Source organism: Pleomorphovibrio marinus (assembly GCF_003347495.1).
Classification (GTDB): Bacteria; Bacteroidota; Bacteroidia; order Cytophagales; family Cyclobacteriaceae; genus Pleomorphovibrio; species Pleomorphovibrio marinus.
Genome location: NZ_QCXY01000011.1, coordinates 79198 through 103457 on the forward strand (window position 1 = coordinate 79198; position 24260 = coordinate 103457).

Sequence of the window (24260 nt, forward strand, 5' to 3'; positions counted from 1 at the left end):
CCCTCTTCTTCAGCTATTTTTTCACAAATTCCTCAACTCCTTTACTTCTGTTGGGACCAGGAAGTACCGCATTGATGGTCACGTAAGTTGTAAATCCATGTATACGAATAGTTGGTTAGAAAAATCCTATAATCAACAATTGTCAGGCCGTGTTGATTTCTCCAGCAAAAAAAAATGCCGTCAATTGACGGCATTTAAATTTTTTACTGATTTAGCTTCTTTTATTGCTCCATCCAGTCATCGCCAAGTATCTCGGCTAGCTTTTGGTTGTACTCTTCCGCTTCGTCTTCATTATCCAATCTGGTATGGATTTGGAAAAGGATTTCCATGATGTCCGTATTGTCAGGTTGAAGGCTTGAAGCTTTGGTGAAGTAAGGTAGGGCATCAGCATATAAATCATCTGCTTCCTTAAGCATTTCGGGAGATTTTTCTTCCCACTCGTCATCAGGAAGGTTGTTCACTTCTGTGATGATATTCCTTGCTTTGTCCAAATACAATGCGCCAGTGTAATAATTTCCTTCAAAGAAGTCGGCATCCGAGTCAACGGTTTTCTTATATTCTTCCAAAGCACCATCGATATCACCAGATTTCTCCTTCAAGTACCCATACCTCAATCTGATAGCGGCATTGTCAGGATCATCTTGCAAGGCCTTTTCAATAGATGTCATAGCTTCATCCATTTTATCCAATTGAAGTAAAAGTTGAATCTCAAATTCAGCCAAACCCTTGTCTTCAGGATACTCTTCTCGAGCCGCAGATACTAATCTATAGGCTTCATCTGGGTCGTTGTCTTCTGCAGAGGCAATTTGTATCAAGAAATAATATGCATTGAGTTTATTGTATTCCTCTACTTCAAGAAGTTCAGTGAAGTATTTTTTAGCTTTTTCGCTTTCGCCTACCATATTGCCTGTATAGCCGGCATTGAACACAATAGAGGTGTCTTTAGGATCTAAATCGGCCGCTAAGGAGAAAAACTCAAAAGCAAGCTCCATATCATCTTCTTCATACCTTTCTATTGCTTTGTTGAAGGAGGCGTTTTTCAACCTGTATATGCCTTCGCCTTGAAAATTTTCCGGAAGCTCGGGATCTACGAGTTTAAACAAATCTTTACCTATCTTGGAAGTAGAATCCCTCTCTTCCATCTCAAAGGTTTTCATAAAGACCTCTTCAGCTTTCCTTCCGGTTTCTACCGTTTCCTGCGTATTAGAGGAGTCCGCTTCAAATTTTTGGGTATAAATTTTTCCCATGACAAAATATGTCTTGGGGTCATCCTTTGTTTTTTCATCTTCAGTGGCCGCCTGAATATCAGCTAAAGCTTCCTGAAATTCAGCTTTTCTCAAATTTCTTTCGGCTGATCTGACGGCTTTCTTCTGTGCGAATGCTAGCGTTGTGGCTATTCCAACCAAAGCTAATGATAAAATTAACTTTTTCATTTTTCTGGATTTAATCTAGTTGTTAAATGCTTTGTATAATTGTTAAACGTTTATTGATTCTATTCATTTTGTGGATCAGGACTTTCATCGTCATTTTCGGCCATGTTTCCAACCTCTTCTTCCTCAATGTTCCTGATCTTTTCTACAGATGAAATTTCGTCACTGTCATTAAGTCGAATGAGCCTCACCCCTTGTGTAGCCCTTCCCATAACCCTCACACCGGAAATGGGTGTCCTGATTGCAATACCAGATCTGTTGATAATCATCAAATCATCGGTATCCACGACTTCCTTAATAGCAACTAATCCCCCTGTTTTCTCCGTGATATTCATGGCTTTAACGCCCTTTCCACCACGTTTGGTTATTCGGTATTCGGTAAGGTAAGACCGCTTTCCATAACCTTTCTCGGAAACCACCATTAGGGTGGCATCTTCTCTAGTTACACAAACCATGCCAACCACATGATATTTATCACCATCCAAATTGATAGCTTTTACACCCGTTGCCGTTCTTCCCATCGGTCTGACATTGGACTCGTGGAAATGTACTGCCCTTCCCGAACTAGATGCAATTATAATATGGGAATCTCCATTAGTCATCTCCACATTAAGTAATTGATCGTCATCCCTTATATTTAAGGCAATGATGCCATTAGTCCTGGGCCTGGAGTACTGTTCTAGAGTGGTCTTTTTGATGATTCCCTTCTTGGTGACCATCACCAAAAAGTTGTTATTCACATAATCTGCATCGCCTAGGTCATTTACCTGGATAATGGACCTTATTTTGTCCCCACTTTCAATATTGATCAAATTTTGAATTGGCCTTCCTTTGGACGTTTTGCCCCCTTCTGGAATCGCATAGGTCTTTAACCAAAACAGTTTTCCCTTATCCGTAAAGATAAGGAGGTAATTGTGGGTACTGGCAGTAAAAATATATTCGGTGAAATCATCCTCCTTGGTGCTGACACCTCTCGAACCTACACCTCCCCTACTTTGCGTCCTATATTCAGTCAATACTGTTCTCTTAATATACCCCTGGTGGCTAAGAGTGATTACCACTTCCTCATTAGGGATCATATCTTCGTAGCTGAAATCTTCGGCATTGTGTTCTATGGAAGTCCTCCGCTCATCGTTATAGCGCTCCTTCATTTCTGCCAACTCTTCCTTGATCAACTCCATTCGTTTTTCTTCGCTGGCCAAGATTTCTCTGAGTTCTTCGATCAATTTGAGAAGTTCCTCATATTCCTTTTGAATCTTCTCCCTTTCCATCCCGGTAAGGCGCTGTAGCCTCATGTCCAGTATGGCCCTTGCCTGGATTTCAGAAAGCTCGAATTTTTCCATTAAGCCGTTTCGGGCCGTTTCAGGATCTCGCGAGTTTCTAATAAGGGAAATCACCTCATCCAGATGATCCAAAGCCACAAGATACCCTTCGAGTATATGGGCTCGTTTTTCTGCTTCCCTTAATTCATATTCGGTTCGCCTTATCACCACCTCATGTCGGTGATTCACATAGTGAACGATAAGGTCCTTTAGGTTCAAGGTATAGGGTCTCCCCTTTACCAGGGCTACGTTATTTACGCTAAAAGATGTCTGGAGTTGGGTATGTTTGTAGAGGTTGTTTAGGATTACATTAGCTACTGCATCCTTTTTCAATTCATAAACAATGCGCATCCCTTGCCGGTCGGACTCATCCCTTATAGCCGAAATGCCCTCAAGCTTTTTGTCATTAATGAGTTGGGCGGTTTTTTCTACCATCCCGGCTTTGTTGACCTGGTAGGGAATTTCTGTGATGACAATCATTTCCTTCCCATTGGCCTTGGTTTCCACCGTAGCTTTTCCTCTCAGAATAATCCTGCCCCTTCCAGTCTCAAAGGCAGATCTTACTCCACTATACCCATAGATAATGCCCCCAGTGGGAAAATCAGGAGCAGTGATATGCTCCATTAATCCATCTACGGTTATATCATTATCATCTATATAGGCGGTAATGCCGTCGATGACTTCTCCAAGGTGATGGGGTGCCATGTTGGTTGCCATACCTACTGCAATACCTGAAGCTCCATTGAGCAACAATGCCGGAATCTTGGCAGGAAGAACAATCGGCTCCTTCAGGGTATCATCAAAGTTAAGCTGAAAATCAACTGTTTCCTTGTTGATATCTATCAAAAGCTCCTCCGCAATTCTTCTCAGCCTAGCCTCTGTATACCTCATTGCCGCAGGGTTATCCCCATCCACGGAACCGAAATTTCCCTGAGGATCTACAAGCGGATATCGCAGAGACCAAACTTGCGCCATCCTCACCAAGGACTCATACACGGCAGAATCACCGTGAGGGTGATATTTACCCAATACCTCCCCTACTATTCTTGCTGATTTTTTGTAAGGCTTGTTATGTGTGACACCCAACTCCTGCATGCCGAAAAGAATCCTTCGGTGTACAGGTTTCAATCCATCTCTAACATCCGGAAGTGCGCGAGAAACAATTACCGACATCGAGTAGTCGATGTAGGCACCGCGCATTTCTTCTTCTATATTGATAGGTATTATTTTCTCGTTCTCTCCTTGAGCCATACTCTTTAAAATTCCTCAATTTTAAACGGCAAGGTACAAAAAAGTAAGGGTTAATTAAAAAGAAAATTTTACCTAATTCCCAAACTGTTGGTATTTAATTTATATTCATGGACTTAAAAAATCCAAATTTTTAGAATGGTTTAATACCATTGCCCTATTTTTCTGTTTTGCATTCTCCAAATTGAGCTTCCTCGGTATTCCACACCATTGTGAAGGTGTTTCATCACCACCCCGCACCCAGGCACCTTACATCTCTTGGTACCTGGCAACCGCAAAGTTGCCCCAAACTGAATCATAAAAAGCTGCTGGTTTATTCCCTGGGGTTCCATTAAATCTGGCAACTCATATTGGAAAGACCTCCTTCCCCAAGTAGGTCGTATGTAAACGCTTGTGAATTCCGAAAATTCCCTTTCTATCCTTAATCCTGCTCCTATGTAAGGTTCAGGTGCTTGCACATGTTCATCAAAACCACTACGGATAAACATTTGCCCATATTCCCCTTCCAAAATGAAACGCCAAGGGTAATCCTGCCTCATCCGAAGTTTACGTTCGGACTGGATAAGGTGGTTGCTGCCCGAGTATCTCCTATATTTCCAATTCAAAAATGCCCTTCTTTTGTTAGCGTCATATAATATTATACCCGCTGTGGCAAACAACCTGTCCATAACAAAGGACTCCTCCTGAAATTCAAACCTATAATCCCTTTCCCTAAGAGGGTTCATAGAACCCCATTCCCGGCCATATCCCGCACCGAGTACCAGTAAATCAAAAAGGTTTAGCCTCATAGCTGCATGCACCGGAACACTCATCTGACCCAAGGAAAAATTCACCGTGTCACTGGCACCAATATCCATTGGGTTATCTGGCAAAACCGACGAAATAGGGTATTGGCTGGGTGTGCTGCTGTGAAACTGCATTTGGTTGGCTTGGTAAATTGCTCCTGTTCCCAATTCAAAGGAAAAGTTACTCACCATATTCCTAAAGATATTACCTAACTCACCCTCGCTTTTTCTTCCCTTTATTTTTCTTTCAATCCCAAAAATATCCTCCTCCTGGGCATAACTGTCGTTTGTACTCCAAAAAGTCCCAACTGCCAAAAAAATTATGCCAAGAATCCTTAGTTTTTTTTGCATAACATCCTCACTCATTTTTTTAAAGAAGTAAACAGCTTCCTACCCATAAAATAGTAACGTCCAAAAATAAAAAAACCCTCTGTAAAAGAGGGCTATTTTTTTAACAATATTTAAGAATGGTTATTCACTTTCGTCAGGATCAACTTCATCCTCTGAAGACCTTTTTTCTTTTAACTCTGCTTGGAGGTTGTCTACTTTCTCTTTGAGTTCCGGGTTTTCCTTTATGGCCTTGTTAACCTTGTTATAGGTAGCCACCCCAAGAATTTCATCGTTCTTTATCAAATCAATTTTAAGGTCACGTACTTCATCGGCCAAAGAACCCATGAAATTCATGATTTCTTCGTAAGCTTCCTTTTCTTCTTCAGTTACTTCTATTTCTTCCAATTTCTCGTCATCTCCCCAGGCCGCTTTAATCTCATTATAACGGGCGGCTCCCTCAATGGTCTCGTTGTTTCTGATCATGTCAATCAATTCCTCGTTCTTTTGCTCATAAAAGGCAGCAACAGAATCTTCCATTACGGCAAATTTCATAAGCTCTTCATCGGAAATCTCTTCTGCATCTTCCGTCTCGGCTTCTTCTTGGGCTAAGACTTGATTGTAACCAACAAAAGCAAATAAAAGGAACGCAATCACAAGTAGGTTTTTCATACTGATTCTAATCTATTTAAGAAGTTTAATTAGCTACTAAATTACTCTAGAATTACTTTTATTACAAGAAAATATTCAAAAAGTAAGCCATAATTTATATATGGGGTAGAAATTTTGTATCTAAGAGATACTTTTTAACTTTTTTATGGTTGTCTTGGGATTTTTTGAAGAAAAGACAAAGTTCCCAGCTACCAAAATATCGGCACCAGCATCCAAAAGTCCCTTGGCATTTTCCAAACTCACCCCTCCATCTATTTCTATTTTAGCCATGGATCCCTGTGAAGCAATCAGGTTTTTCAATTTTTTCACTTTGTCATAGGTGCTTTTGATAAAGCTCTGGCCCCCAAAACCAGGGTTAACTGACATTAGGCAGACAATATCTAAGGCAGCAATGATTTCTTCCAATTGGCTGACAGGACTGTGAGGGTTCAGTGCCACACCCGCCTTACAACCTAGGGATTTAATAGCTTGTATGGTTCGGTCCAGGTGCTGGCAGGCCTCAAGGTGTACGGTAAGATGCGCGGCACCGGCGTTTTTGAAATTTTCCAGGTAACGGTCGGGTTCCACAATCATTAAATGCACATCCAAAGGTTTCTTAGCATGCCGGGCAATAGCTTCAACAACAGGTACACCCATAGAAATATTGGGAACAAATACCCCATCCATAATGTCCACATGGATATAATCCGCCTCTGAGTCGTTAATCATTTTGATTTCCTTTTCCAGGTTTGCAAAGTCGGCGGCTAAAATGGAAGGGGCTATATATATTTTCATATGTTTATAATTGTCTTTTCAGCGGTCAGATGGAATGCCCAGATTAATCATCCCCCCGTGTGTCGCTTGCGTCATGCCCTGACTGCCGTCAGGACAGGCTCGATTTCATCAATTGGGAAACAGATAGGCATTCATGCTGTAATGTTGGCACAAAAAAAGGGAATTATTAAAGGAAATCCTTATCTCTTGAGCAACTTTACCACTTCAGCATCTGAGTTAACCTGTAGCTCAACCACATACATTCCAGGAGAGAGCCCCGCTAGGTTTATTTCAAAAGGCTCCTTTTGGTCACTTCTGGCAAGTTGCCATTGGTGTAGCAATTTACCGCCTGGGCTAATAAGCCTCAGAGAGCAAGAAGGCCCCGTACCATATCGGATAAATAGCGTATTTCCGTCCATAGGGTTTGGGTAAATTAGGGCTTTTTCTTGTGCTACCTCCACCCCTTCTGATTGGATTATGCCGTGCTGGGCCCTTGAATAATTTGGAATACCAAATCCAAGATCCATGTTTGGTTCATCCGATATATGCCCGCTTTTCAGGAGAAAATCTTTGATTTCTGTACTTGTTAAGGTGGGATTAGCCTGCCAAAGCCCTGCTGCCAACGCTGCAATTTGCGGGGCAGAAAACGAGGTGCCACTGGAAGTGCTGGGGCCGTTTTCGGACCTCCATAAGGTAACCCCAGTGCCAAAAGCCACTAACTCGGGCTTAATCCTACCATCTGCTGTTGGCCCTACCGAACTGAAACCTGCCCTTTCTAAATTAATGGTCACAGCGCCTACAGCCAGCACGCCCTCCGCATCGGCCGGTGCAGTGATGGTTCTCCAGCTTAGATTTCCCTCATTTCCGTTGCTTGTAACTACCAATATACCCTTTTGGGCAGCCATACCGGCTCCAATAGAAATAACAGCAGTTTTTCCGTCCAAATCCTCTTTGGAATAATCCATGTCCACATCATCGAAGTCATAGTACCCCAATGAACTGTTGATGATATCTACTCCAAGACTGTCGGCAAATTCCGCAGCCTTTACCCAATTGTATTCTTCAATTCTGAATTCAGACCTTACATCCTCGGTAATACATAAAATATAATTTGCCTCATACGCCCCGGCTACCATCTGATTGGGTGCAAATGCCGCCAATAAAGACAGACTGCCCGTACCATGGGTATCGGTACGGAACACATCCTCCGAAAAAGGCATTACAAAATCCCTTGTGGCCAATATCCTGTTCTCATTAAAAAGGTGTTGCATCCCAGAAATCTTGTCCGCATGGAGGAAGCCAGCATCGAAAACAGCAATTTTCATATCCTTACCTGCAAAACCTTCCGCATGCATTTGGGGAATACCTAGGATGTCATTTTGAAATTCATAAGCCTGGGATTGTTTTTGCCGAGTTGCTGCATTTTTTTCTGCTCCTACTGACTTTTTCCCAGTCTCCATCTGGGGTATGCCTCCCCTAGCTACCAGTAATACGGTGTCGACAAACGGTAAACTGGAAATTTCATCTGCTACAGCTTGATCCATCATCACTATGGATGCATTTAGCCAATTGCTGTGATAGATAACTCTTTTTACCCTTTGTTCAATTTCTTCGGCATACTGATAGGAAACAGGCAAATCCGTGCTATCCACCAGAATTTTTTCTCTATCCCTTCGCAGGAGTGCATCCCCACTCAAGAAATTCTCCGGTTCTTCAAGGCTAAAAGCCTGGGTGGGCTTGTATTTATAATGAATGGCAAACCTGTCTTGACCATATACGGTACCAAAACAAGCGAAAACCAACAGTAAAAAAAGACGTCTAAATTTATTCTGCACCATGTGTTAATAGTTTCAAATGAATAAAACGTCCGTTTTGCACAATTTGTTCTCCTAAACAATCACTTCTTGAACAGTAGACTAAAACCTCATAATAGCTTTCGATTAAGCCTATATTGGCGGCGAAAACCTCGTAACGATTGTCCCTGAAGGTGACTTCATCGTCATCTTCGGATTGGGTCACCTTTACCGTATCCACAAAATTCCTATGTTCCAGTGCATAAGGTCCTGTGTGCGTAATGGTAAAAGCCTCTGAAGTAAGGCTGTTCATGCCATTTCCGTCCCAATGCACCTGGTATTCTGCAGGATGCACCAAGGGAATGGTAATCAGGTTTTCCACCTGTCGGATTAACCTACCCCTGCTGAAAGTATATGTATAGGCCATTTTAATTTGCCAATGGATACGGTCATCGGAGGTTTCCCTGTTCAAGACATAAACCTCTTCTCCCTCCTCATTAAGGTAGAGATCCACCATCCTATCCCGGATATAATAGGCCTTTTCTTCCACATCTCCCTCTCCAAAATACACCTTTTCAATAACCTGATATACCCAAAACAAACCTATTCTCAAAGGCTGGTAAGTGGAGTTTATCTGGTCTGGGGTTTCCCTCTCAATTTGACAATTTTGAAAAACAATTAGAAAAATAAAGACCCAGAATTTTTTTCTGCTCATCTCCGTCCCATTAATATAAATGGTAAAAATAAAAGGATTTAACGATAAACCTGCTAATTCAAAAAAGATTTATTTTATAGATTATCCACACAAAGAAATGGGCATGTCTTCACTAACTCCTATATTTGGCTTTTTATCCTTGAATTAAACAGTACTTGTTAAATGTCATTAAAAACCTTTGTCAAAATTAGTAACGTAAACAATTTAAGCGATGCCCGCTATTGTGCTGGGATGTATGTAGACCTATTGGGTTTTTCTCTGGAGCCTAACGATGAATATTATGTAGACCCTGTGAAGTTTAAGGAAATTACGGGTTGGGTTTCGGGTGTTGGGTTTGTAGGTGAATTTAAAACTACCCATCCCGATATTATCCTGGAGACAATAGCTCAATATGAAGGTATCGAATCCGTCCAAATTGAAGAGGAGGCACACCTACAAATGCTGATGAACGCTTCTTATCAGTTGATACTGAAAAAGGACGTGGCAGACAACAAAGATATGGAGCGACTTCTATCTTTAAGTGCCTCTTTGGGTGAAAACGGAATTTTATTGTTAGTAGAAGCAGAAAGCAACCCAGACCTGGTGCCAGATAAAGAATTGCTGAATAAGCTGGCCGAAAAATGTGAGGTAATCCTAGGGTTTGGCTTTGATTCTGAAAATGTAGAGGATACCTTGGATAATACTAAGATTAAAGGTATAGCCATGAAGGGCGGCCATGAGATTAAGCCAGGGATTAAGGATTTTGATGAGTTGGCTGATATCCTGGAAGTGCTGGAAGAAGCCGATTAAAACCCTATATTTGCGCCTTGAAAGAGAACTAACAAGACCGAATGAAAGATTTTATAGCCGAGCTGCGCTGGAGGGGAATGCTTCAAGATATGACTCCGGGAATGGAGAATCACCTTAAAGAAGGGATGAAGACCGCATATTTGGGAATCGACCCCACTGCGGATTCTTTGCATATTGGGCACCTTGTGGGAGTAATGACCCTGGTTCATTTTCAGCGTTCTGGACATAAGCCATTGGCATTAGTAGGTGGCGCAACTGGCATGATTGGGGATCCTTCCTTCAAATCTGCAGAGCGTAACCTGTTGGATAAGGAGACCTTGGACCACAACATAAAATGCATCAAAAACCAACTTTCAAAGTTTCTGGATTTTGAAGGCAGCCAAGCCAACAAGGCGGAATTGGTGAACAACTACGATTGGATGGCTCCATTTTCGTTTCTTGAGTTTATCAGGGATGTGGGAAAACACATCACCGTGAATTACATGATGGCCAAAGACAGTGTAAAGAGAAGGCTGGAAGATGGAAATGGCCTTTCTTTTACCGAGTTTTCTTATCAGCTTATACAGGGCTATGATTTCTACTATCTTTGGAAAAACAAGTCTTGTACTGTTCAGTTGGGAGGATCAGACCAATGGGGGAACATTGTAACGGGAACGGAACTTATCAGAAAAAAATCCGGAGGTGAGGCTTATGCATTGACAGTACCATTGATAACAAAGGCCGACGGGAGCAAGTTTGGAAAAACAGAAGGAGGAAACGTTTGGCTGGATGCCGAAAAGACCTCTCCTTATGCCTTTTATCAGTTTTGGCTCAATGTTTCAGATGAGGATGCAGGTAAATATATAAGGATCTTCTCCACTTTGGATAAAGAAACTATATACAACTTGGAAAAGGAACAGGCCGAGGCACCCCACCTTCGCGTGCTACAAAAGGAATTGGCAAAGCAGATCACTGTTTGGGTGCATGGTCAGAAGGAGTACGACTCTGCGTTAAAGGCATCCAATATTCTTTTTGGAAAGAGCTCGCTTGAAGACCTATCCCTCTTAGATGAAAGGACCTTCCTGCAAGTATTTGAAGGTGTTCCAATTGTAGAGTTGAGCAGTAGTCAATACAAGGAAATTGGCAACATTACCGACCTTTTGGGGTGGGAATCTTTGATTTTTACTTCCAAGGGAGAAGCTAGGAAAATGATAAAGGGAGGAGGCGTTAGCATAAATAAGACCAAAATTACCGATCCCAATGCCACTATAGACTTACCTTTGCTACAGGACAAGTACCTCCTGGTGCAAAAAGGGAAGAAAAACTATTACATCGTAAAAGTGAGTTGACCAGTTTTGGCCGGTTCTTAGGAGTTTGTGGATGCCATTTCGAATTTAAGTATGAGTGCATACAGTCGGCAGCAAAAGGAAAAAAAGATCATGGAGGCAGCTATCAAGCTGTTTGGGGAGAAAGGAATGCACCATACCACCATGGACGAGGTGGCAAAATTGGCAAGAATAAGTAAAGGCCTTACCTATTTCTATTTCAAAAGCAAAGAAGAATTATACCTTGCCATTACCAAAAAAGGGTTTGAAGAGCTTAAGGAGGTATTTCAACATACTTTTCAAAGTGGCAGGGAGGAAGTTGGGTTTGACAACATGAATGCTTTGGTCAAGAATTTCTTGGCCTTTGCGGAGGAAAAGAAGGTGTTGCATGAGGCCATGGTAGAATTTCTGGGTTTGGTAAGCAAGTACAATGACCCTGAAAAGCGTAAAAAAATTCCAGAACCACTGCTGAAAAGCAATTACTTTAAGAAACTCCTTAACCTCCAATATGACATCCCATCAATAGGTGTAAGCATCATTTCCAAAGGCATTAGGGATGGCAGTATTCGACCGGAACTTCAGCCTGAAACCACCTTCTACCTCATCTGGACGATGCTATTGGGCTATGAACGCCTAAAAGGAAGTATCGATTATGAACCAAAAGGGTTAAAGATCCATGAGGAAGTCTGGAACAACGCCTTTATGAAGTTTCTGTTTGAGCTGCTGAAAGGCACCCAAAATCTGCATAAATTCCAGCCTTTTCAGGGAAAATTGTTTTAAATTTATCAAAATTATGCACTGATTTTGGGGTAGAAAAAGATAAAGCCTTTAAATTGCAAAAAATAGGCACCTTTATTGCCACTCATCTAAATAGAAAATTTTATTCAAACCAATAATTTTAATATAACATGACCTTGTTAATAGGAGCACTGATAATCATTGGAATCGTTATTGCCTTGATCTTAATTTTTAGAAAGATCTTTAATAAAAACCCAAAAGAAACCACTGTGGCTCAAGAAATGTCCTCAAAGGAGGTCCTTAAAAAGGAGGTTTCTGAGTTTGACACAGACACAGGTGATAAGCAGGAGGAAGGAACCAAAAAGGAAGAAAACCCTGTGGAAAAAAGCGATGACAACAAGGAAATCAGATAATTTAATGTAGTTATCTGATTAAAAAGAAGTTAAGCCCTTCAAATTAAAGCTAATTATTGCTTTAAAGAAGGGTTTTTTACGTTTATGTTAAGGTAATTCAGATTCTTCAGTGAAACTACCAAAAAATACCTTTAAAGGAAGCTTAATCCGTCTGATCTCTGCTATTGTCACCATTAAGTTCCACAAGCTCCACCTTAACCGCCTGTTTTAAAGGGATCACATTTCCACCTACATTCACTGCGATATAATAGGTGATCTGTGCGCCAAACAGGAATATTACTGCGGAATAATAAACCCATATAAGTATGGCAACCAAGGAGCCGGCCCCACCATAATAGCTACCCACCTCGGCATTTCCCATGTAGAATCCAATAAGGAACTTGCCAATTCCAAATAATACCATAGTGACAAAAGCTCCCAACCAAACGTCTTTCCATCTTACCACCGCATCGGGAAGTATCTTATACATTAACCCAAAAGTCAATACCAAAAGACCATGAGTAAGAACGAAATTGGAAGCAGAGGCAATAAAAAGGAAACTTCCATCAAACAATTCGGAAAAGTGTTTGATAACGATTACGATGACAGCATCTGCAATTAAAGACACCAACAACAAAAAGCCTATAGAAGCTACCATTGAAAAACTCAGCAGCCGATTGATAACAAATTTTAGAAGGCCCTTGTTGGGTTTAGGTTTGATGTGCCAAATGTGGTTGATGCTGTTTTGAAGAGAAACAAAAACAGTGGTAGCGGAAAACAAAATCACGCCTATGGCAAGGGTTCTTGCCCAGAACGTTTGCTCCTCCAGAGTTACATTCGTCATTATTTGGTCAAGGGTCTCTGCCCCTTCCATTCCAATGAGTTCCTCTATCTGTGTGAGCAGTTCTTCCCTTACTTCCGTTTCACTGTAAAAGGTAGAGGCGATGTTTAACACAATTATTAACAGGGCAGGTAGACTAAAAATAGTGTAGAAAGCTGTACAGGCTGCGAAAGTAATAGAGTCGCTTCTCGAAAAGTCCTTTACGCTGTCCACGATAACCTCTATAAAGGTAAGTTTCTTGAATCGATTAAACCCTTTTTTAAGTTTTTTCATTTTTGCTTTTTTAATCAAGGACTATTTTATGCCCTTTTCGGGGTATTTCCCTGTAATACCTCTTCCAAAGGCCTTCATTTCCTCGATCTGCTCCTCCATCTTTCCATTGGGATAGATGATTGGGCCTATTCCTGCCCGCTTATTTTTATAATCCAGAAAACCTACCATAATAGGGACACCAGCCCCCATAGCAATGTGGTAAAAGCCTGTTTTCCATTTAGGGGCATAATTCCTGGTTCCTTCAGGAGTGACCATTATGACTAGTTGACGACTGGTCTTGAGCATCTGGGTCATGGCCTCGGTGTAGGTTTGCTTTCTTTTGCCTGAAACTCTTTTGCGGTCAATTGGGATTCCACCCAATACTTTGATCAACCAGCCTAAGGGCCCCACCATGATTTCTTTTTTTATAGTGAATTTCACAGGCACGTCCATTAGGTAAAAGGCCGCTCTAGCGTACAACAAATCCCAGTTACTGGTATGAGGTATTGCAATCAATACTGCCTTTTCGATTTCCTTCGGAAAAACACCACTGATTTTCCAGCCAGAAATCCAAAAAACCAACCTAGCTAAAAATTTCATATGATTATAATTAGTTTTTTAAAGGCCATATGGAATCTGTTTATAATTGATTTTTATTTGCCACAAAGCCTGCCCCGGACTCGTTTCGGGGGAATCTTGCAATCTTAATCATCCCTACGTGCGTCGCTTGCGTCATGCCCTGACTGCCGTCAGGACAGGCTCGATTTCATCATTTTATAGTGTCAAGTTTATTCTTCACCATGGATTCTATTTCCGGCAAATTATCCATAAATTCCAATGCAGACTCATATCCAATAGCAAATATTTCCTTGGTCTTTTTGATTTCCAATACTCCGAACTTAGCCAAACCCACAGGTTCCAAGAAATAATCACAAAGATTTTTCCTGCTGTAAACATTATAATTCATGGACATGATTACAGTTCTCTCTATTAGTTTCTTGATATTCGTTATGTGTTGTTCTTCAGGCAAATGGTTACAGTTTATCCCAATGATTTTTTGACATGTACCCAACAAAGGCTCAACTGGCATATTATTGAGCACACCTCCATCCACATAATAACTGCCATCAATTTCAATAGGGTCAAACATCCCCGGAATACAAGAGGATGCCATTAAGGGTTTTATCAACTCCCCTTTCTCAAAATAGGTAGTCTCACCCTTCTGCAGGTGAGTTGCTGCCACGGTAAGTGGTATAGTAAGGGAAGAAAAATCATCCACAGGAAGATATCTGGCATACAGCCCAGCCAATTGATCCAATTTCAAAAGTCCCTTCCAACTAATAGCCGGCCGGATAAAGCGGAAATACCTGGTCTGGATGATGATATCCAAAATCTCCAATGGGGAATATCCACCCGCATACATGGCACCTGCTATAGCTCCGGCACTGCTTCCGGATATTCGGTCGGGAAATATCCCTTTCTCGTTGAAGGCTTTAAGAATACCAAGATGAGCTACACCCCGTATACCCCCTCCCGATAAAGCTATCCCTATTGATGCTACATTTTGGTGTTTCATGGGAAGCATTCTTGTTTTAACAACCTATGCAACCGGAAAAAAAGAAAATGCGGATAAGTATAACCAGACAACCCTAAATCCCTTTTCCTTAGAGAACTATTTATTGGCATTAAGGTTCTGTAAATACGCCCATAGCGCAAAATTTCTCAATTCTCTTTTGTATTCTTTCTTGGGAGCTTAAGCCTTCTAATTCTTCCAGCGAAGATTTAATAGTGGATTTCACAAGGTTGGCCATGGTCTTCATATCCTTGTGGGCACCGCCTAGAGGTTCCTCAATAATGCCGTCGATCAGTTTATGGTTTAGCATGTCCGAGGCAGTCAATTTTAAAGCTTCAGCAGCTTGTTCTTTGTAATCCCAACTTCTCCATAATATAGATGAACATGATTCAGGGGAAATTACTGAATACCATGTGTTTTCCAACATAAATACTTTATCACCAATTGCGATGCCTAAAGCTCCCCCAGAGGCTCCCTCCCCAATAATGATGCAGATTACAGGGACTTTAAGTTTGAACATTTCCCTTAGATTAAGTGCTATGGCCTCTCCTTGGCCTCTTTCCTCAGCTTCAAGGCCTGGAAAAGCTCCGGGGGTGTCAATTAAGGTGATTATAGGTTTGTTGAATTTTTCGGCTATTTTCATGAGCCTAAGCGCCTTTCGGTACCCCTCGGGATTCGCCATTCCAAAATTCCTTTCCTGGCGCTGCTTTGTATTTCTGCCCTTTTGTTGACCAATGAACATCACTGTTTTGCCATCTATGTCCCCGAGCCCTCCTACCATAGCCTTGTCATCCTTGACATTCCTGTCTCCGTGCAACTCAATAAAATCCTTGGTGATTTCGTAAATATAATCCAAGGCATAGGGCCTGTCAGAATGCCTAGAAAGTTGCACCCTCTGCCATCGGGTAAGATTCTGAAAGGTTTCTTTTTTCAAAGTCTTAAGTTTATCTTCCAAGGACTCAATATCAGAGGAAAGGTCTATATTCTTACCCTTCGCCAGTTCTTTCATTTCCCGAAGTTTATGTTCTAAGTCTGCTATTGGCTTTTCAAATTCTAATACCATACAATAGGATTTTTTATATAGGCAAAGTTAAAACATTATTTTGATTTAAGGCATAGGTTGCCCATTCGAAGCCCTATCTGTAAGAAGGTTATTTAACCCCTTTCCACAATTTGGTTGACCTTACCGGTGGTTTTGTGTTTGAGGATCACCTTTTTGTCACCATTTGGTAGGGTTTCCTTTTTGATGAGCCAATGCTCATCGTCATAGGAGTGATGGCCGGATAATTTCTCGGAATTTGTATCCCCTCTCCAATCCTCCAATTCCACAACTTCCCACTGCCTGGATGACGCAGATTTAAAAGCAGCATCCAAAATGGCGTTTACCACGTAACCATCATAAAAGGTCTCCAGAGGCTCCCTCCCTTTTTCCATGGCCTCAAACATATCGGTAAACATGTGGGGGTACCCCAACTCATGGGCTTCATCCCCTACAGGAAACAGCCAGCCAGCGTCGGACTCGGCCTTTTCGGCCACATATCCCCCGCCCTTGCTAGTGGTAAACATTTCAAATCCGGTTCTCAGGAAGCTGTTGAGCCAAACTGTGCCCTCAGTGCCCATCACCTCATCCCTTAAATCCATCCCTCCCCGAAAAGTCCAGCTAACCTCAAATTGACCAATGGCTCCATTGGCATATTTCACCAGTCCAATGGCATGGTCCTCCGCATCTATAGGGTGAACCTGAGTGTCGGCCCAACACATCACTTCCACGGGCTTCACGTTTTTTCCTATAAAATTCCTGCCTATTTCCACGCAGTGACATCCAAGGTCAATGATGGCACCACCTCCTGAAAGGGACTTATCCCAAAACCAATCGCTATGAGGGCCAGGATGGGCTTCTCTGGACTTGGTCCAAAGGATCTTGCCTAAACCGCCATCTGCTACACTTTTTACTGTTTTTAAGAACTTAGGAGTATAGCACAAATCTTCCAGGTAACCGGCAAAAATTCCTGCCTTTTCCACTGCGTTCAGCATCACCTTAGCTTCTTTAGCGTTTCTTCCGAGGGGTTTGGTGCATAAGACCGGCTTTCCCGCTGCCGCACAGGCCAGCACAGCTTCTTCATGCTGGTGGTTGGGGAGGGCTATTACCACTACCTCGGTTTCAGGGTGGTTTATGGCCTCATGAAGGTTACTACTGTAATGAGAAAGCCCGTAATCCTTGGCAAATCGCTTTGCATTTTCTTCTGTTCGGGAATAGACCAGTTCAATTTGGTCCTTCCTCCTTTGGGCGTGCAGGGTATCCGCATAGAACCTAGCGATAAACCCTGAGCCTAGCATGGCTATTTTCATATGATTGTAATTTGTTTTTTAAAGGCCATATAGCCTGCCCCTGCCTGCCCCGAACTTGTTTCGGGGAACTTGTTTCGGGGGAATCTCGCAGTCTATAATCATCCCAGTGTGTGACGTGCTCGTCATGCCCTGACTGCCGTCAGGACAGGCTCGATTTCATCTGTTTATAATTGTTTCTTAGAAGTTTATTTCTACTTAAGCCGATGATTTGCTGTCAGTTTTTGAAAATATGGAATTCTTAACTTAAAATTAAGGAAAATACCCACACAAAAAAACAAAGTTAAAAACCCCACCCTACCTAAGTTCAGAAAAGCTTTTGTCTTTGAATTGCCTAGACAATGGGCTAATTTCAACATTTCATATCCTAGCAAAATGAACAGGCAATTTTATTCCCCTGAGGAAACCCCAAAATTCTTGCAAGAACTGAACAAAATTAGTACAGGATATGTACCTGAAGAAAAGAAGCACCAACTCGTTTTCGAATTGGGAGAGGAAAGTAAGATCTGGGTAAGGCTACCCCTACAGCTTGATTTCCTGACCTTGGATCCAATAGGTGGATTTCAATATGTGCTAGTACTAATAGAGTCAGGAATAGCGGTCGTGGGTTTTTTTGAGGAGGAAAACCTGATGGAGCACAAGGTGTTCCGGGGTTACTTGGTAAGAAAAAAGCAGGGAAAAAGCCAAATAAGGCATTTGAATGAAAAAGGCAAGTCCAGAGCCGGTTCTAGAATCAGACTGGCTTCAACCTTAGAATTTTTTGAAAACATCAATTTGAGGTTAATAGATATTTTTGAAAGAAATAGAATTGACAAAATCTGTCTATCCTGTTCCAAAACCCTCTGGCCTTATTTCTTTCAAGCAAAAGTTCCCACGCCCTTTGAAAAAGAAGATCCAAGGCTATATAAAATTCCTTTCCATGTTCCCTCCTCAAACTTTGACCAACTTAAGCGGATTCACAAACTTCTCTTTATGGGAGATATGAGATATATTACTGATATAGAAGGTAATATAGTTAATGACATAAAGCAAAGAATAAATCTTGATAATCCTGATCAGGAAATGGATGACTGGTAATTAAATTATGCAAGGATTACGTGTTTTCTATCCTTTCATCCATGTGTCTATTTTTTTGTTTACCTCCCCTGACTGCCGTCAGAGAGGTAGCTTGCCCCGGACTCGTTTCGGGGAATTTATTTCGGGAGAATCTCGCAACTCCCCGTAGCCCCGTAGCTATCGGGGGGGCATCCCAATGTGTGAGGTTCTCCTCCTGCTAGATTTCGTTTTACTAAAGTATAATTTGTTTTAAATTTGGCAGTATGAAGTACGACATAATCATCATAGGAGGAGGTATCGTGGGCTTAGCTTCAGGTATGAAGTTATTGGAAAAAAATCCAAACCTTAAGATTGCCCTTCTCGAAAAGGAAAAGGAGATAGCAATGCATCAAACCGGGCATAACAGTGGGGTGATCCATTCCGGTCTATACTATAAACCTGGGAGCCTGAAAGCAGTCAACTGTGTGCAAGGGTACAAACAATTACTTGAATTCTGCTCCTCGGAAGGTGTGCCATATGAAATTACGGGCAAAGTGGTAGTGGCCACTTCCAGGGAACAAATCCCCCTTCTCAACAAATTGTTGGAGAGAGGCTTGGCAAATGGCTTGAAAGGAAGCAGGGCCATTACCTTAGATGAGCTAAAAGAATATGAACCCTATTGTGCTGGAGTGGCTGCTTTGCATATCCCTCAAACCGGGATAGTGGATTATGGAAAAGTGGCAATGGCATTTAAGAGGAAATTCATGGAGGCAGGAGGTGAAATTTATTTGGAACACAAGGTAACTGAGATACTTCCACAGCCTGTAGGGCTTACGGTAGTGACCAGTAAAGGCACCTTGGAAGCCAAGTTTATGGTGAACTGTGCAGGGCTATATGCAGATAAGATTGCAGAAATGGAATCTACTTCACCCCCAACCATTCGTATCATTCCTTTCAGAGGAGAATATTATAAGCTCAAAAAAGAAAGGGAATATCTGGTAAAAAACCTGATTTATCCAGTTCCAGACCCGAATTTCCCATTTCTTGGAGTCCATTTTACAAGAATGATGAAAGGGGGTGTAGAAGCAGGACCCAATGCAGTGCTAGCCTTTAAAAAGGAAGGTTACAAGCGATCAGATTTTGATATGAAGGAATTTATTTCTTCCGTTACCTGGCCAGGATTACAAAAAGTAGCCTCAAAATACTGGAAAACAGGTTTAGGGGAATACAAACGTTCATTTTCCAAAAAAGCCTTTACCATCGCCCTGCAAGAGTTAATTCCGGATGTCCAGGAATCCGATTTGGAAGAAGGTGGTGCGGGCGTAAGGGCACAAGCCTGCGATAAGCATGGTGGACTTTTGGACGATTTTGCGATCCAAGAGTCGGCTCACGCCATTCATGTGCTTAATGCCCCTTCTCCGGCAGCCACCAGTGCTTTATCCATTGGAGAGACGATTGCCGAGCTGGGAATGAAAAGGCTCTAACACTATCCTGGTGCATTTGTATCCTGGAGTATATTCACTCCTCATCCTCTATTGATATTAGCTATTTCGCTTATTTAGTCTTTGGAAATCTCAAAATAAAAATAGTATGGCTTCCATATGTGGAGGAGGCTGAAATGGTGCCTCCATGCTGCTCCATAATCTGCTTGCAGATATATAGTCCCAACCCCGATCCTTCTACCTTTGATTTTATTTTGAGTCTAGAAAACACCTTGAAAAGCTTGGGTATGTCCTGTTCCCTTATCCCACTGCCGTTGTCCTTGACAAAAATCTTATGATAGTTATCCTCCTTTTCGTAGGATATGGTTATGATTGGTGATTCACTACCCTTATATTTCACTGCGTTGGAAATCAGGTTCTGAAATAAACGCACCAATAATTGTTCGAACCCTTTGATTTTTGGCAAATGACCAACTTCCACTGTGGCCTCGTTTTTTTCCATTAACATCGCCAGATTTTCGGAAGCCATACCAATCACCTTTTTGAGGTCTACCCATTCCTCCTTTTCACTAAGCTTTCCAGTTTGGGAAAATTCCAGCAAACCATTGATCAGTTCGATCATTCTACTTCCCGAATTGATCCCCATATCCAAAACTTCCATACCCTCCTCCCCTAGTTTGACTCCATAATCTTCCTTTATGATGTCTAATATTCCGGTGATTCCTCTTACTGGTTCTTTGAGGTCATGAGAAGCCATATGTGCAAATTGCCTGAGTTCATTATTTATCAATTCAAGTTGAAAATTCTTTTTTTCCAGCTCCTTATTGAACCTGCGAAACTTTTCATCCACGCTTTTCTGAAGGCTGATATCACTTTGTATTGCAAAAAAGCCCTTGAGGTTGTTATCACTGTCATATACGGGTTGGCATTGGATCCTTACCCAAAACTTGTCCTTTGATTTGGTATAGTTAATGACTTCTACGTCGAACCCTTTTTCTGAAAGTACGCCTTCCTTCATTCGATGGATTATCTTGGGGTCTGTTTCTTCTCCCTGAAGCAATTCCCCAGGGGATTTACCCTTACATTCTTCCCATGCATACCCGGTTCTTTCCACGAATGCTTCATTCACCCAGAGAATTTTTTCGTGGCTGTCGGTAACCAATACGGCATTGTTGGTTTCTTTAACAATATTCGACAAGAGACTCAGCTCATCCTGATACTTGACCTTTTCTGTAATGTCACGTGTGGTAAGAAGAATCTTAGAGGGTTCACCGCTGTTGTCAGTAATGCATTTTACGTGTGATTCGAGCCACTTTAATTCCCCATTACTATTTTTGTACCTAAAGGTAACGGGTCCCGCATTTTTCCCTTGCTGAGAGGTTTTTAACCCTTTTAGCAGTGTCCCCCTGTCTCTTTCATCCACAAGGTCTATTAATTCGCTATCTTTAAGTTCCTGTTCAATTTTTCCCGTGAGCTCCTTACAGCTTGGAGAGGCATATTGAAATTTATAGTCCAGTCCATGAATGGAAATCATATCACTAGAATGCAGGGCAATTAACCTAAATATATCCTCCTGTTCACTGATCTTGTTTTTGGCTTCTATCAGGGAGTTTTGTAATTCACTCAGCTCCTTCTCATTGGATTCCAATTGTGTAATATCCAAAAAACTTAGTACAACCCCCTTAATTTCGTTTTTGAAGGTTCTGAAAGGTGAAATTTTCAACACGTATACATTTCCATCCGCATCATTGACCGCAAGCTCCTTGCTGTTCAGGCTCTCGTGGACTTTTTTAATTTCATTGATGATCTTTTCGAAATCAATTTTTGACGTGAAATCCGTGATGGATCTACCCAAATCCCGCTCATCAATATTGAGCAGTCGCTTTATGGATTTAGTGATTCTCCTGATATAGAGGTTCTCATCTAAAAAGAGAATGGATATGTCCGAACTGTTTAATAGATTGTTGAGGTCGTCGTTCAAAACAGACAGCTCCTCTACCTTTTCCTGGTATTCTGCATTCACCGTGTAAAGCTCCTCGTTTACGGATTCCAATTCCTCATTGGAGCTTTGAAGTTCCTCATTTGTGGATTGGAGCTCTTCATTACTGGTTTCTAGTTCTTCAATGGTGGTCTGTAAATTCTCCTTGGTGTATTTGATTTCGTCCTCAAGCTCCTTGATTTTTGCCTTGGAGTCTAGGTCCAAGTCAAACTTCTTAATGTGTAGCGTAGTCTGTTCGTCCTCTTGGTCTACACCCTCAGACACTTTTTCATGGATCTCCATCATTCTAAAGCCATCCCCCATATCCCTGTCTTTCAGGCTTTTGATAATCAGGTCAAATCTGCGGGATTTATCCGATTCAATCAGAGAAATATCCTTAAGTTGCATGGGGTTTTCCTCCCTTTCCACCTTTTTAAGCAAGATTTCTAGGGTGATCTTTAATTCTTCCGGGACCAGTTCAATAATATTATTGCTGAACTCACCCGGAGGAAAATGGAGGAACTCAAAGACGTTTCCAACAGTATGAACAATATTAAGTTCCCTGTCCACAATAATGGATTGGGGAACATATTTCTGAATTAATACTTTATTGAGCTTTTCCGGAGAGAATCTACTTTCGCTCCGGTTAATGATTTTTTTGTTCTCCATGGTATTCTTTGTGGCAAATGTGCGCGCACCTAGGTCATTTTTAAGTAAATCTACATCTGGAAGAGAAGCACTTTTTACATTTTTATATATTTTAAATTTTCTGTCTACTTCCTCAAAATACTCCTGCATATCCCCCAGACTTTCGCTGGAACCCAAAAAAAGATACCCCTCATCATGAAGGCTGTACCTGAAATAGGAATAGATTTTCTGCTGTACTTCTGGCTTTAAATAGATGAGAAAATTCCTGCAACTAATTAGGTCAATTTTGCTGAAAGGAGGGTCCCTCAATATATTGTGCACGGAAAACACGATCATATCCCGTATTTCTTTTTTGATCCTAAACTGACCCTGGGAAGAGGAAATAAAATACTTGTTTAGATTCTTATGGTCAATATTCTTTAGCAGACTGGCATTAAAAACACCAAGCCCAGCTCTTTTTATAGCTTCGCGGTTGATATCCGTGGCAAAAATGGTAACCGGGATATCCCTCTCCATGGCTTTCAGTTGTTCTTTGATCAATATTGCTACGGAATATGCTTCCTCCCCTGTAGAGCATGCAGGAATCCAAACTCTTATGCGTTCATTTGCACCCTCTTTATGACAGATTTTAGGAATGACATCCTCCTCTAATCGCCCAAAAGCACCGTCGTCCCTGAAAAAACTGGTTACTCCAATAAAGAGATCCTCGCAAAGTGCCCTAGCCTCCTCCTCTGAGGCTGTAATAGTCTTTAAATAAGCTTCATTTGATTTACATCCCAAAATTGCAATCCTTCGGTCAATCCTTCGGTGAATGGTGGATTCTTTGTAGGCCTTAAAATCCATTCCGGTGTGTTTTTTCACCAAAGTCACTATTTTATTCAGGAATTGGGTCTTTTGAAAGCGCCTACTTGTGCGGTTATGGACAAGGTCATCCACCAAATGTAGGGTCTTGACAGACAGCTCTTCCACTGGCAAAATAAAATCAACTGCCCCCGTATATATCGCGTTTTTCGGCATTCCGTCAAACTTGGCTTCACCGGGATCTTGCACTAGGGTAATCCCCCCATCTTCTTTGATTTTTTTTAGCCCTTCTGAACCGTCACTACCTGTTCCTGAAAAAATGATCCCTATGACATTTGTGGCATGCTCACTTGATAAAGATTGCAGAAAATTACTAATCGGAAAGCTCAAACCCTTTACATTCTTTGTTTCCAACGAAAATTTGAGTTTGTCTTCCTTTGAGATTTTTACGACTTTTTTTGGGGGATTTAGATATATTTTGCCTTCTTCAATCTGGGTGCCTTCCTCTATTATTTCTATAGGCAGGGAGGTGTGGCGGCTCAACAACTGATCCATAAGGCTTTTATAGTTGGGTGCCAAGTGCTGAACCACTACAAAAGCAGCCTTTGGGGTGGGCTTTAAATTCTGGAAGTAATTTTCCAAAGGTTCCAACCCTCCTGCCGATGCTCCTAATGCTACTATAACCATTTTTCTGTTTTTTTGGAAACATAGTGAAGAACTTCAACTTGTCTCCTTTCCATTTCTCTCACCCAGAAAATTTATTTCTGCCAAATAGGATTGAGCTATTCTGGAATTTATCTTGTTTTTCTATTGGTAAAAAATTCAATTTTTATGCCAATTCCATATATTCTAATGAGAAAGAATTAGTTTTTTTCCTGTAAAAATTAAATTATTCTGGGTTATATTCAACTTCAAAAAATTTTAGGGACAATATTATTGATTAGATTATTTCAGAAAGAGCTATCTCTTCGATCACTTTTGGCTCATAATCAAACTTTAACACCAACTTTTGGTGGATTATATAGTATGCTTTAATTAATTGACCACTAGTGGGTAAATGACAATTAGCTTATACT

19 protein-coding genes are annotated in these 24260 nt (G+C 41.4%); 6 read left to right on the top strand and 13 right to left on the bottom strand.

Features of this window, described 5'->3' with window-relative positions:
• Positions 1-221 precede the first annotated feature (221 nt).
• The 7 genes from DB520_RS21750 to DB520_RS21780 form a co-directional block, all read right to left on the bottom strand.
• Positions 222-1433: a tetratricopeptide repeat protein gene (locus tag DB520_RS21750; RefSeq protein ID WP_114751902.1), complete on the bottom strand. Its 1212-nt coding sequence runs from the start codon at positions 1431-1433 to the stop codon at positions 222-224.
• 59 nt (positions 1434-1492) lie between these two features.
• Complete coding sequence (gyrA, locus tag DB520_RS21755; protein ID WP_114751903.1) at positions 1493-4003, bottom strand: DNA gyrase subunit A; 2511 nt, start codon at positions 4001-4003, stop codon at positions 1493-1495.
• A 140-nt stretch (positions 4004-4143) separates the two neighbouring features.
• The gene (locus DB520_RS21760; protein ID WP_198675413.1) at positions 4144-5136 is read right to left on the bottom strand and encodes a hypothetical protein; all 993 of its coding nucleotides are present in this window, start codon (positions 5134-5136) and stop codon (positions 4144-4146) included.
• A 120-nt stretch (positions 5137-5256) separates the two neighbouring features.
• Positions 5257-5784 carry a hypothetical protein gene (locus tag DB520_RS21765; RefSeq protein ID WP_114751904.1) on the bottom strand — a complete coding sequence of 176 codons (528 nt, stop codon included), beginning with the start codon at positions 5782-5784 and terminating at the stop codon, positions 5257-5259.
• A 120-nt stretch (positions 5785-5904) separates the two neighbouring features.
• Complete coding sequence (rpe, locus tag DB520_RS21770) at positions 5905-6558, bottom strand: ribulose-phosphate 3-epimerase (protein WP_114751905.1); 654 nt, start codon at positions 6556-6558, stop codon at positions 5905-5907.
• Positions 6559-6737: 179 nt separating this feature from the next.
• Positions 6738-8375, bottom strand: a complete 1638-nt coding sequence (locus DB520_RS21775) for a S8 family serine peptidase (protein WP_114751906.1) — start codon at positions 8373-8375, stop codon at positions 6738-6740.
• Positions 8362-9045, bottom strand: a complete 684-nt coding sequence (locus DB520_RS21780; protein ID WP_114751907.1) for a hypothetical protein — start codon at positions 9043-9045, stop codon at positions 8362-8364. The genes DB520_RS21775 and DB520_RS21780 overlap by 14 nt, the downstream gene beginning before the upstream one ends.
• Positions 9046-9207: 162 nt before the next feature.
• Here DB520_RS21780 and trpF point away from each other — a divergent pair, with 162 nt between their 5' ends.
• The 4 genes from trpF (at position 9208) to DB520_RS21800 (ending at position 12289) form a co-directional block, all read left to right on the top strand.
• Entirely contained in the window at positions 9208-9834 is a 627-nt protein-coding gene (trpF, locus tag DB520_RS21785) for a phosphoribosylanthranilate isomerase (RefSeq protein WP_114751908.1), read from the top strand.
• A 41-nt stretch (positions 9835-9875) separates the two neighbouring features.
• Positions 9876-11162 carry a tyrosine--tRNA ligase gene (tyrS, locus tag DB520_RS21790; protein ID WP_114751909.1) on the top strand — a complete coding sequence of 429 codons (1287 nt, stop codon included), beginning with the start codon at positions 9876-9878 and terminating at the stop codon, positions 11160-11162.
• 51 nt (positions 11163-11213) lie between these two features.
• Positions 11214-11918 (top strand): TetR/AcrR family transcriptional regulator, encoded by a 705-nt coding sequence (locus tag DB520_RS21795; RefSeq protein ID WP_114751910.1) that lies wholly within the window; start codon positions 11214-11216, stop codon positions 11916-11918.
• A gap of 128 nt (positions 11919-12046) precedes the next feature.
• Entirely contained in the window at positions 12047-12289 is a 243-nt protein-coding gene (locus DB520_RS21800; protein WP_114751911.1) for a hypothetical protein, read from the top strand.
• 142 nt (positions 12290-12431) lie between these two features.
• Here the strand turns inward: DB520_RS21800 and DB520_RS21805 are convergent, their stop codons facing one another.
• The 5 genes from DB520_RS21805 to DB520_RS21825 form a co-directional block, all read right to left on the bottom strand.
• A complete protein-coding gene (locus DB520_RS21805) occupies positions 12432-13382 on the bottom strand; it encodes a YihY/virulence factor BrkB family protein (protein ID WP_114751912.1) in 951 nt (316 codons plus the stop codon).
• A gap of 21 nt (positions 13383-13403) precedes the next feature.
• Entirely contained in the window at positions 13404-13961 is a 558-nt protein-coding gene (locus DB520_RS21810; protein WP_114751913.1) for a 1-acyl-sn-glycerol-3-phosphate acyltransferase, read from the bottom strand.
• Positions 13962-14130: 169 nt separating this feature from the next.
• A complete protein-coding gene (locus DB520_RS21815; protein WP_114752055.1) occupies positions 14131-14937 on the bottom strand; it encodes a patatin-like phospholipase family protein in 807 nt (268 codons plus the stop codon).
• 109 nt (positions 14938-15046) lie between these two features.
• The gene (locus tag DB520_RS21820) at positions 15047-15997 is read right to left on the bottom strand and encodes an acetyl-CoA carboxylase carboxyltransferase subunit alpha (protein ID WP_114751914.1); all 951 of its coding nucleotides are present in this window, start codon (positions 15995-15997) and stop codon (positions 15047-15049) included.
• Between the two features lie 92 nt (positions 15998-16089).
• Entirely contained in the window at positions 16090-17283 is a 1194-nt protein-coding gene (locus tag DB520_RS21825) for a Gfo/Idh/MocA family protein (RefSeq protein WP_114751915.1), read from the bottom strand.
• 372 nt (positions 17284-17655) lie between these two features.
• Here DB520_RS21825 and DB520_RS21830 point away from each other — a divergent pair, with 372 nt between their 5' ends.
• On the top strand, positions 17656-18357 hold the full coding sequence (locus DB520_RS21830) for a hypothetical protein (RefSeq protein WP_114751916.1): 702 nt from the start codon (positions 17656-17658) through the stop codon (positions 18355-18357).
• A gap of 242 nt (positions 18358-18599) precedes the next feature.
• The gene (gene lhgO / locus DB520_RS21835; protein WP_114751917.1) at positions 18600-19799 is read left to right on the top strand and encodes an L-2-hydroxyglutarate oxidase; all 1200 of its coding nucleotides are present in this window, start codon (positions 18600-18602) and stop codon (positions 19797-19799) included.
• A 70-nt stretch (positions 19800-19869) separates the two neighbouring features.
• Here lhgO and DB520_RS21840 read toward each other — a convergent pair whose 3' ends face one another.
• Entirely contained in the window at positions 19870-23871 is a 4002-nt protein-coding gene (locus tag DB520_RS21840; protein WP_114751918.1) for a CheR family methyltransferase, read from the bottom strand.
• Positions 23872-24260 lie beyond the last annotated feature (389 nt).

Coding starts and splice junctions, on each gene's coding strand:
- DB520_RS21750 (WP_114751902.1), bottom strand. CDS start 1,433: ATGAAAAAGTTAATTTTATCATTAGCTTTGGTTGGAATAGCCACAACG.
- rpe (WP_114751905.1), bottom strand. CDS start 6,558: ATGAAAATATATATAGCCCCTTCCATTTTAGCCGCCGACTTTGCAAAC.
- DB520_RS21820 (WP_114751914.1), bottom strand. CDS start 15,997: ATGGTATTAGAATTTGAAAAGCCAATAGCAGACTTAGAACATAAACTT.
- DB520_RS21760 (WP_198675413.1), bottom strand. CDS start 5,136: ATGCAAAAAAAACTAAGGATTCTTGGCATAATTTTTTTGGCAGTTGGG.
- tyrS (WP_114751909.1), top strand. CDS start 9,876: ATGAAAGATTTTATAGCCGAGCTGCGCTGGAGGGGAATGCTTCAAGAT.
- lhgO (WP_114751917.1), top strand. CDS start 18,600: ATGAAGTACGACATAATCATCATAGGAGGAGGTATCGTGGGCTTAGCT.
- DB520_RS21825 (WP_114751915.1), bottom strand. CDS start 17,283: ATGAAAATAGCCATGCTAGGCTCAGGGTTTATCGCTAGGTTCTATGCG.
- DB520_RS21810 (WP_114751913.1), bottom strand. CDS start 13,961: ATGAAATTTTTAGCTAGGTTGGTTTTTTGGATTTCTGGCTGGAAAATC.
- DB520_RS21780 (WP_114751907.1), bottom strand. CDS start 9,045: ATGAGCAGAAAAAAATTCTGGGTCTTTATTTTTCTAATTGTTTTTCAA.
- DB520_RS21815 (WP_114752055.1), bottom strand. CDS start 14,937: ATGAAACACCAAAATGTAGCATCAATAGGGATAGCTTTATCGGGAGGG.
- DB520_RS21830 (WP_114751916.1), top strand. CDS start 17,656: ATGAACAGGCAATTTTATTCCCCTGAGGAAACCCCAAAATTCTTGCAA.
- DB520_RS21805 (WP_114751912.1), bottom strand. CDS start 13,382: ATGAAAAAACTTAAAAAAGGGTTTAATCGATTCAAGAAACTTACCTTT.
- gyrA (WP_114751903.1), bottom strand. CDS start 4,003: ATGGCTCAAGGAGAGAACGAGAAAATAATACCTATCAATATAGAAGAA.
- DB520_RS21800 (WP_114751911.1), top strand. CDS start 12,047: ATGACCTTGTTAATAGGAGCACTGATAATCATTGGAATCGTTATTGCC.
- trpF (WP_114751908.1), top strand. CDS start 9,208: ATGTCATTAAAAACCTTTGTCAAAATTAGTAACGTAAACAATTTAAGC.
- DB520_RS21795 (WP_114751910.1), top strand. CDS start 11,214: ATGAGTGCATACAGTCGGCAGCAAAAGGAAAAAAAGATCATGGAGGCA.
- DB520_RS21840 (WP_114751918.1), bottom strand. CDS start 23,871: ATGGTTATAGTAGCATTAGGAGCATCGGCAGGAGGGTTGGAACCTTTG.
- DB520_RS21765 (WP_114751904.1), bottom strand. CDS start 5,784: ATGAAAAACCTACTTGTGATTGCGTTCCTTTTATTTGCTTTTGTTGGT.
- DB520_RS21775 (WP_114751906.1), bottom strand. CDS start 8,375: ATGGTGCAGAATAAATTTAGACGTCTTTTTTTACTGTTGGTTTTCGCT.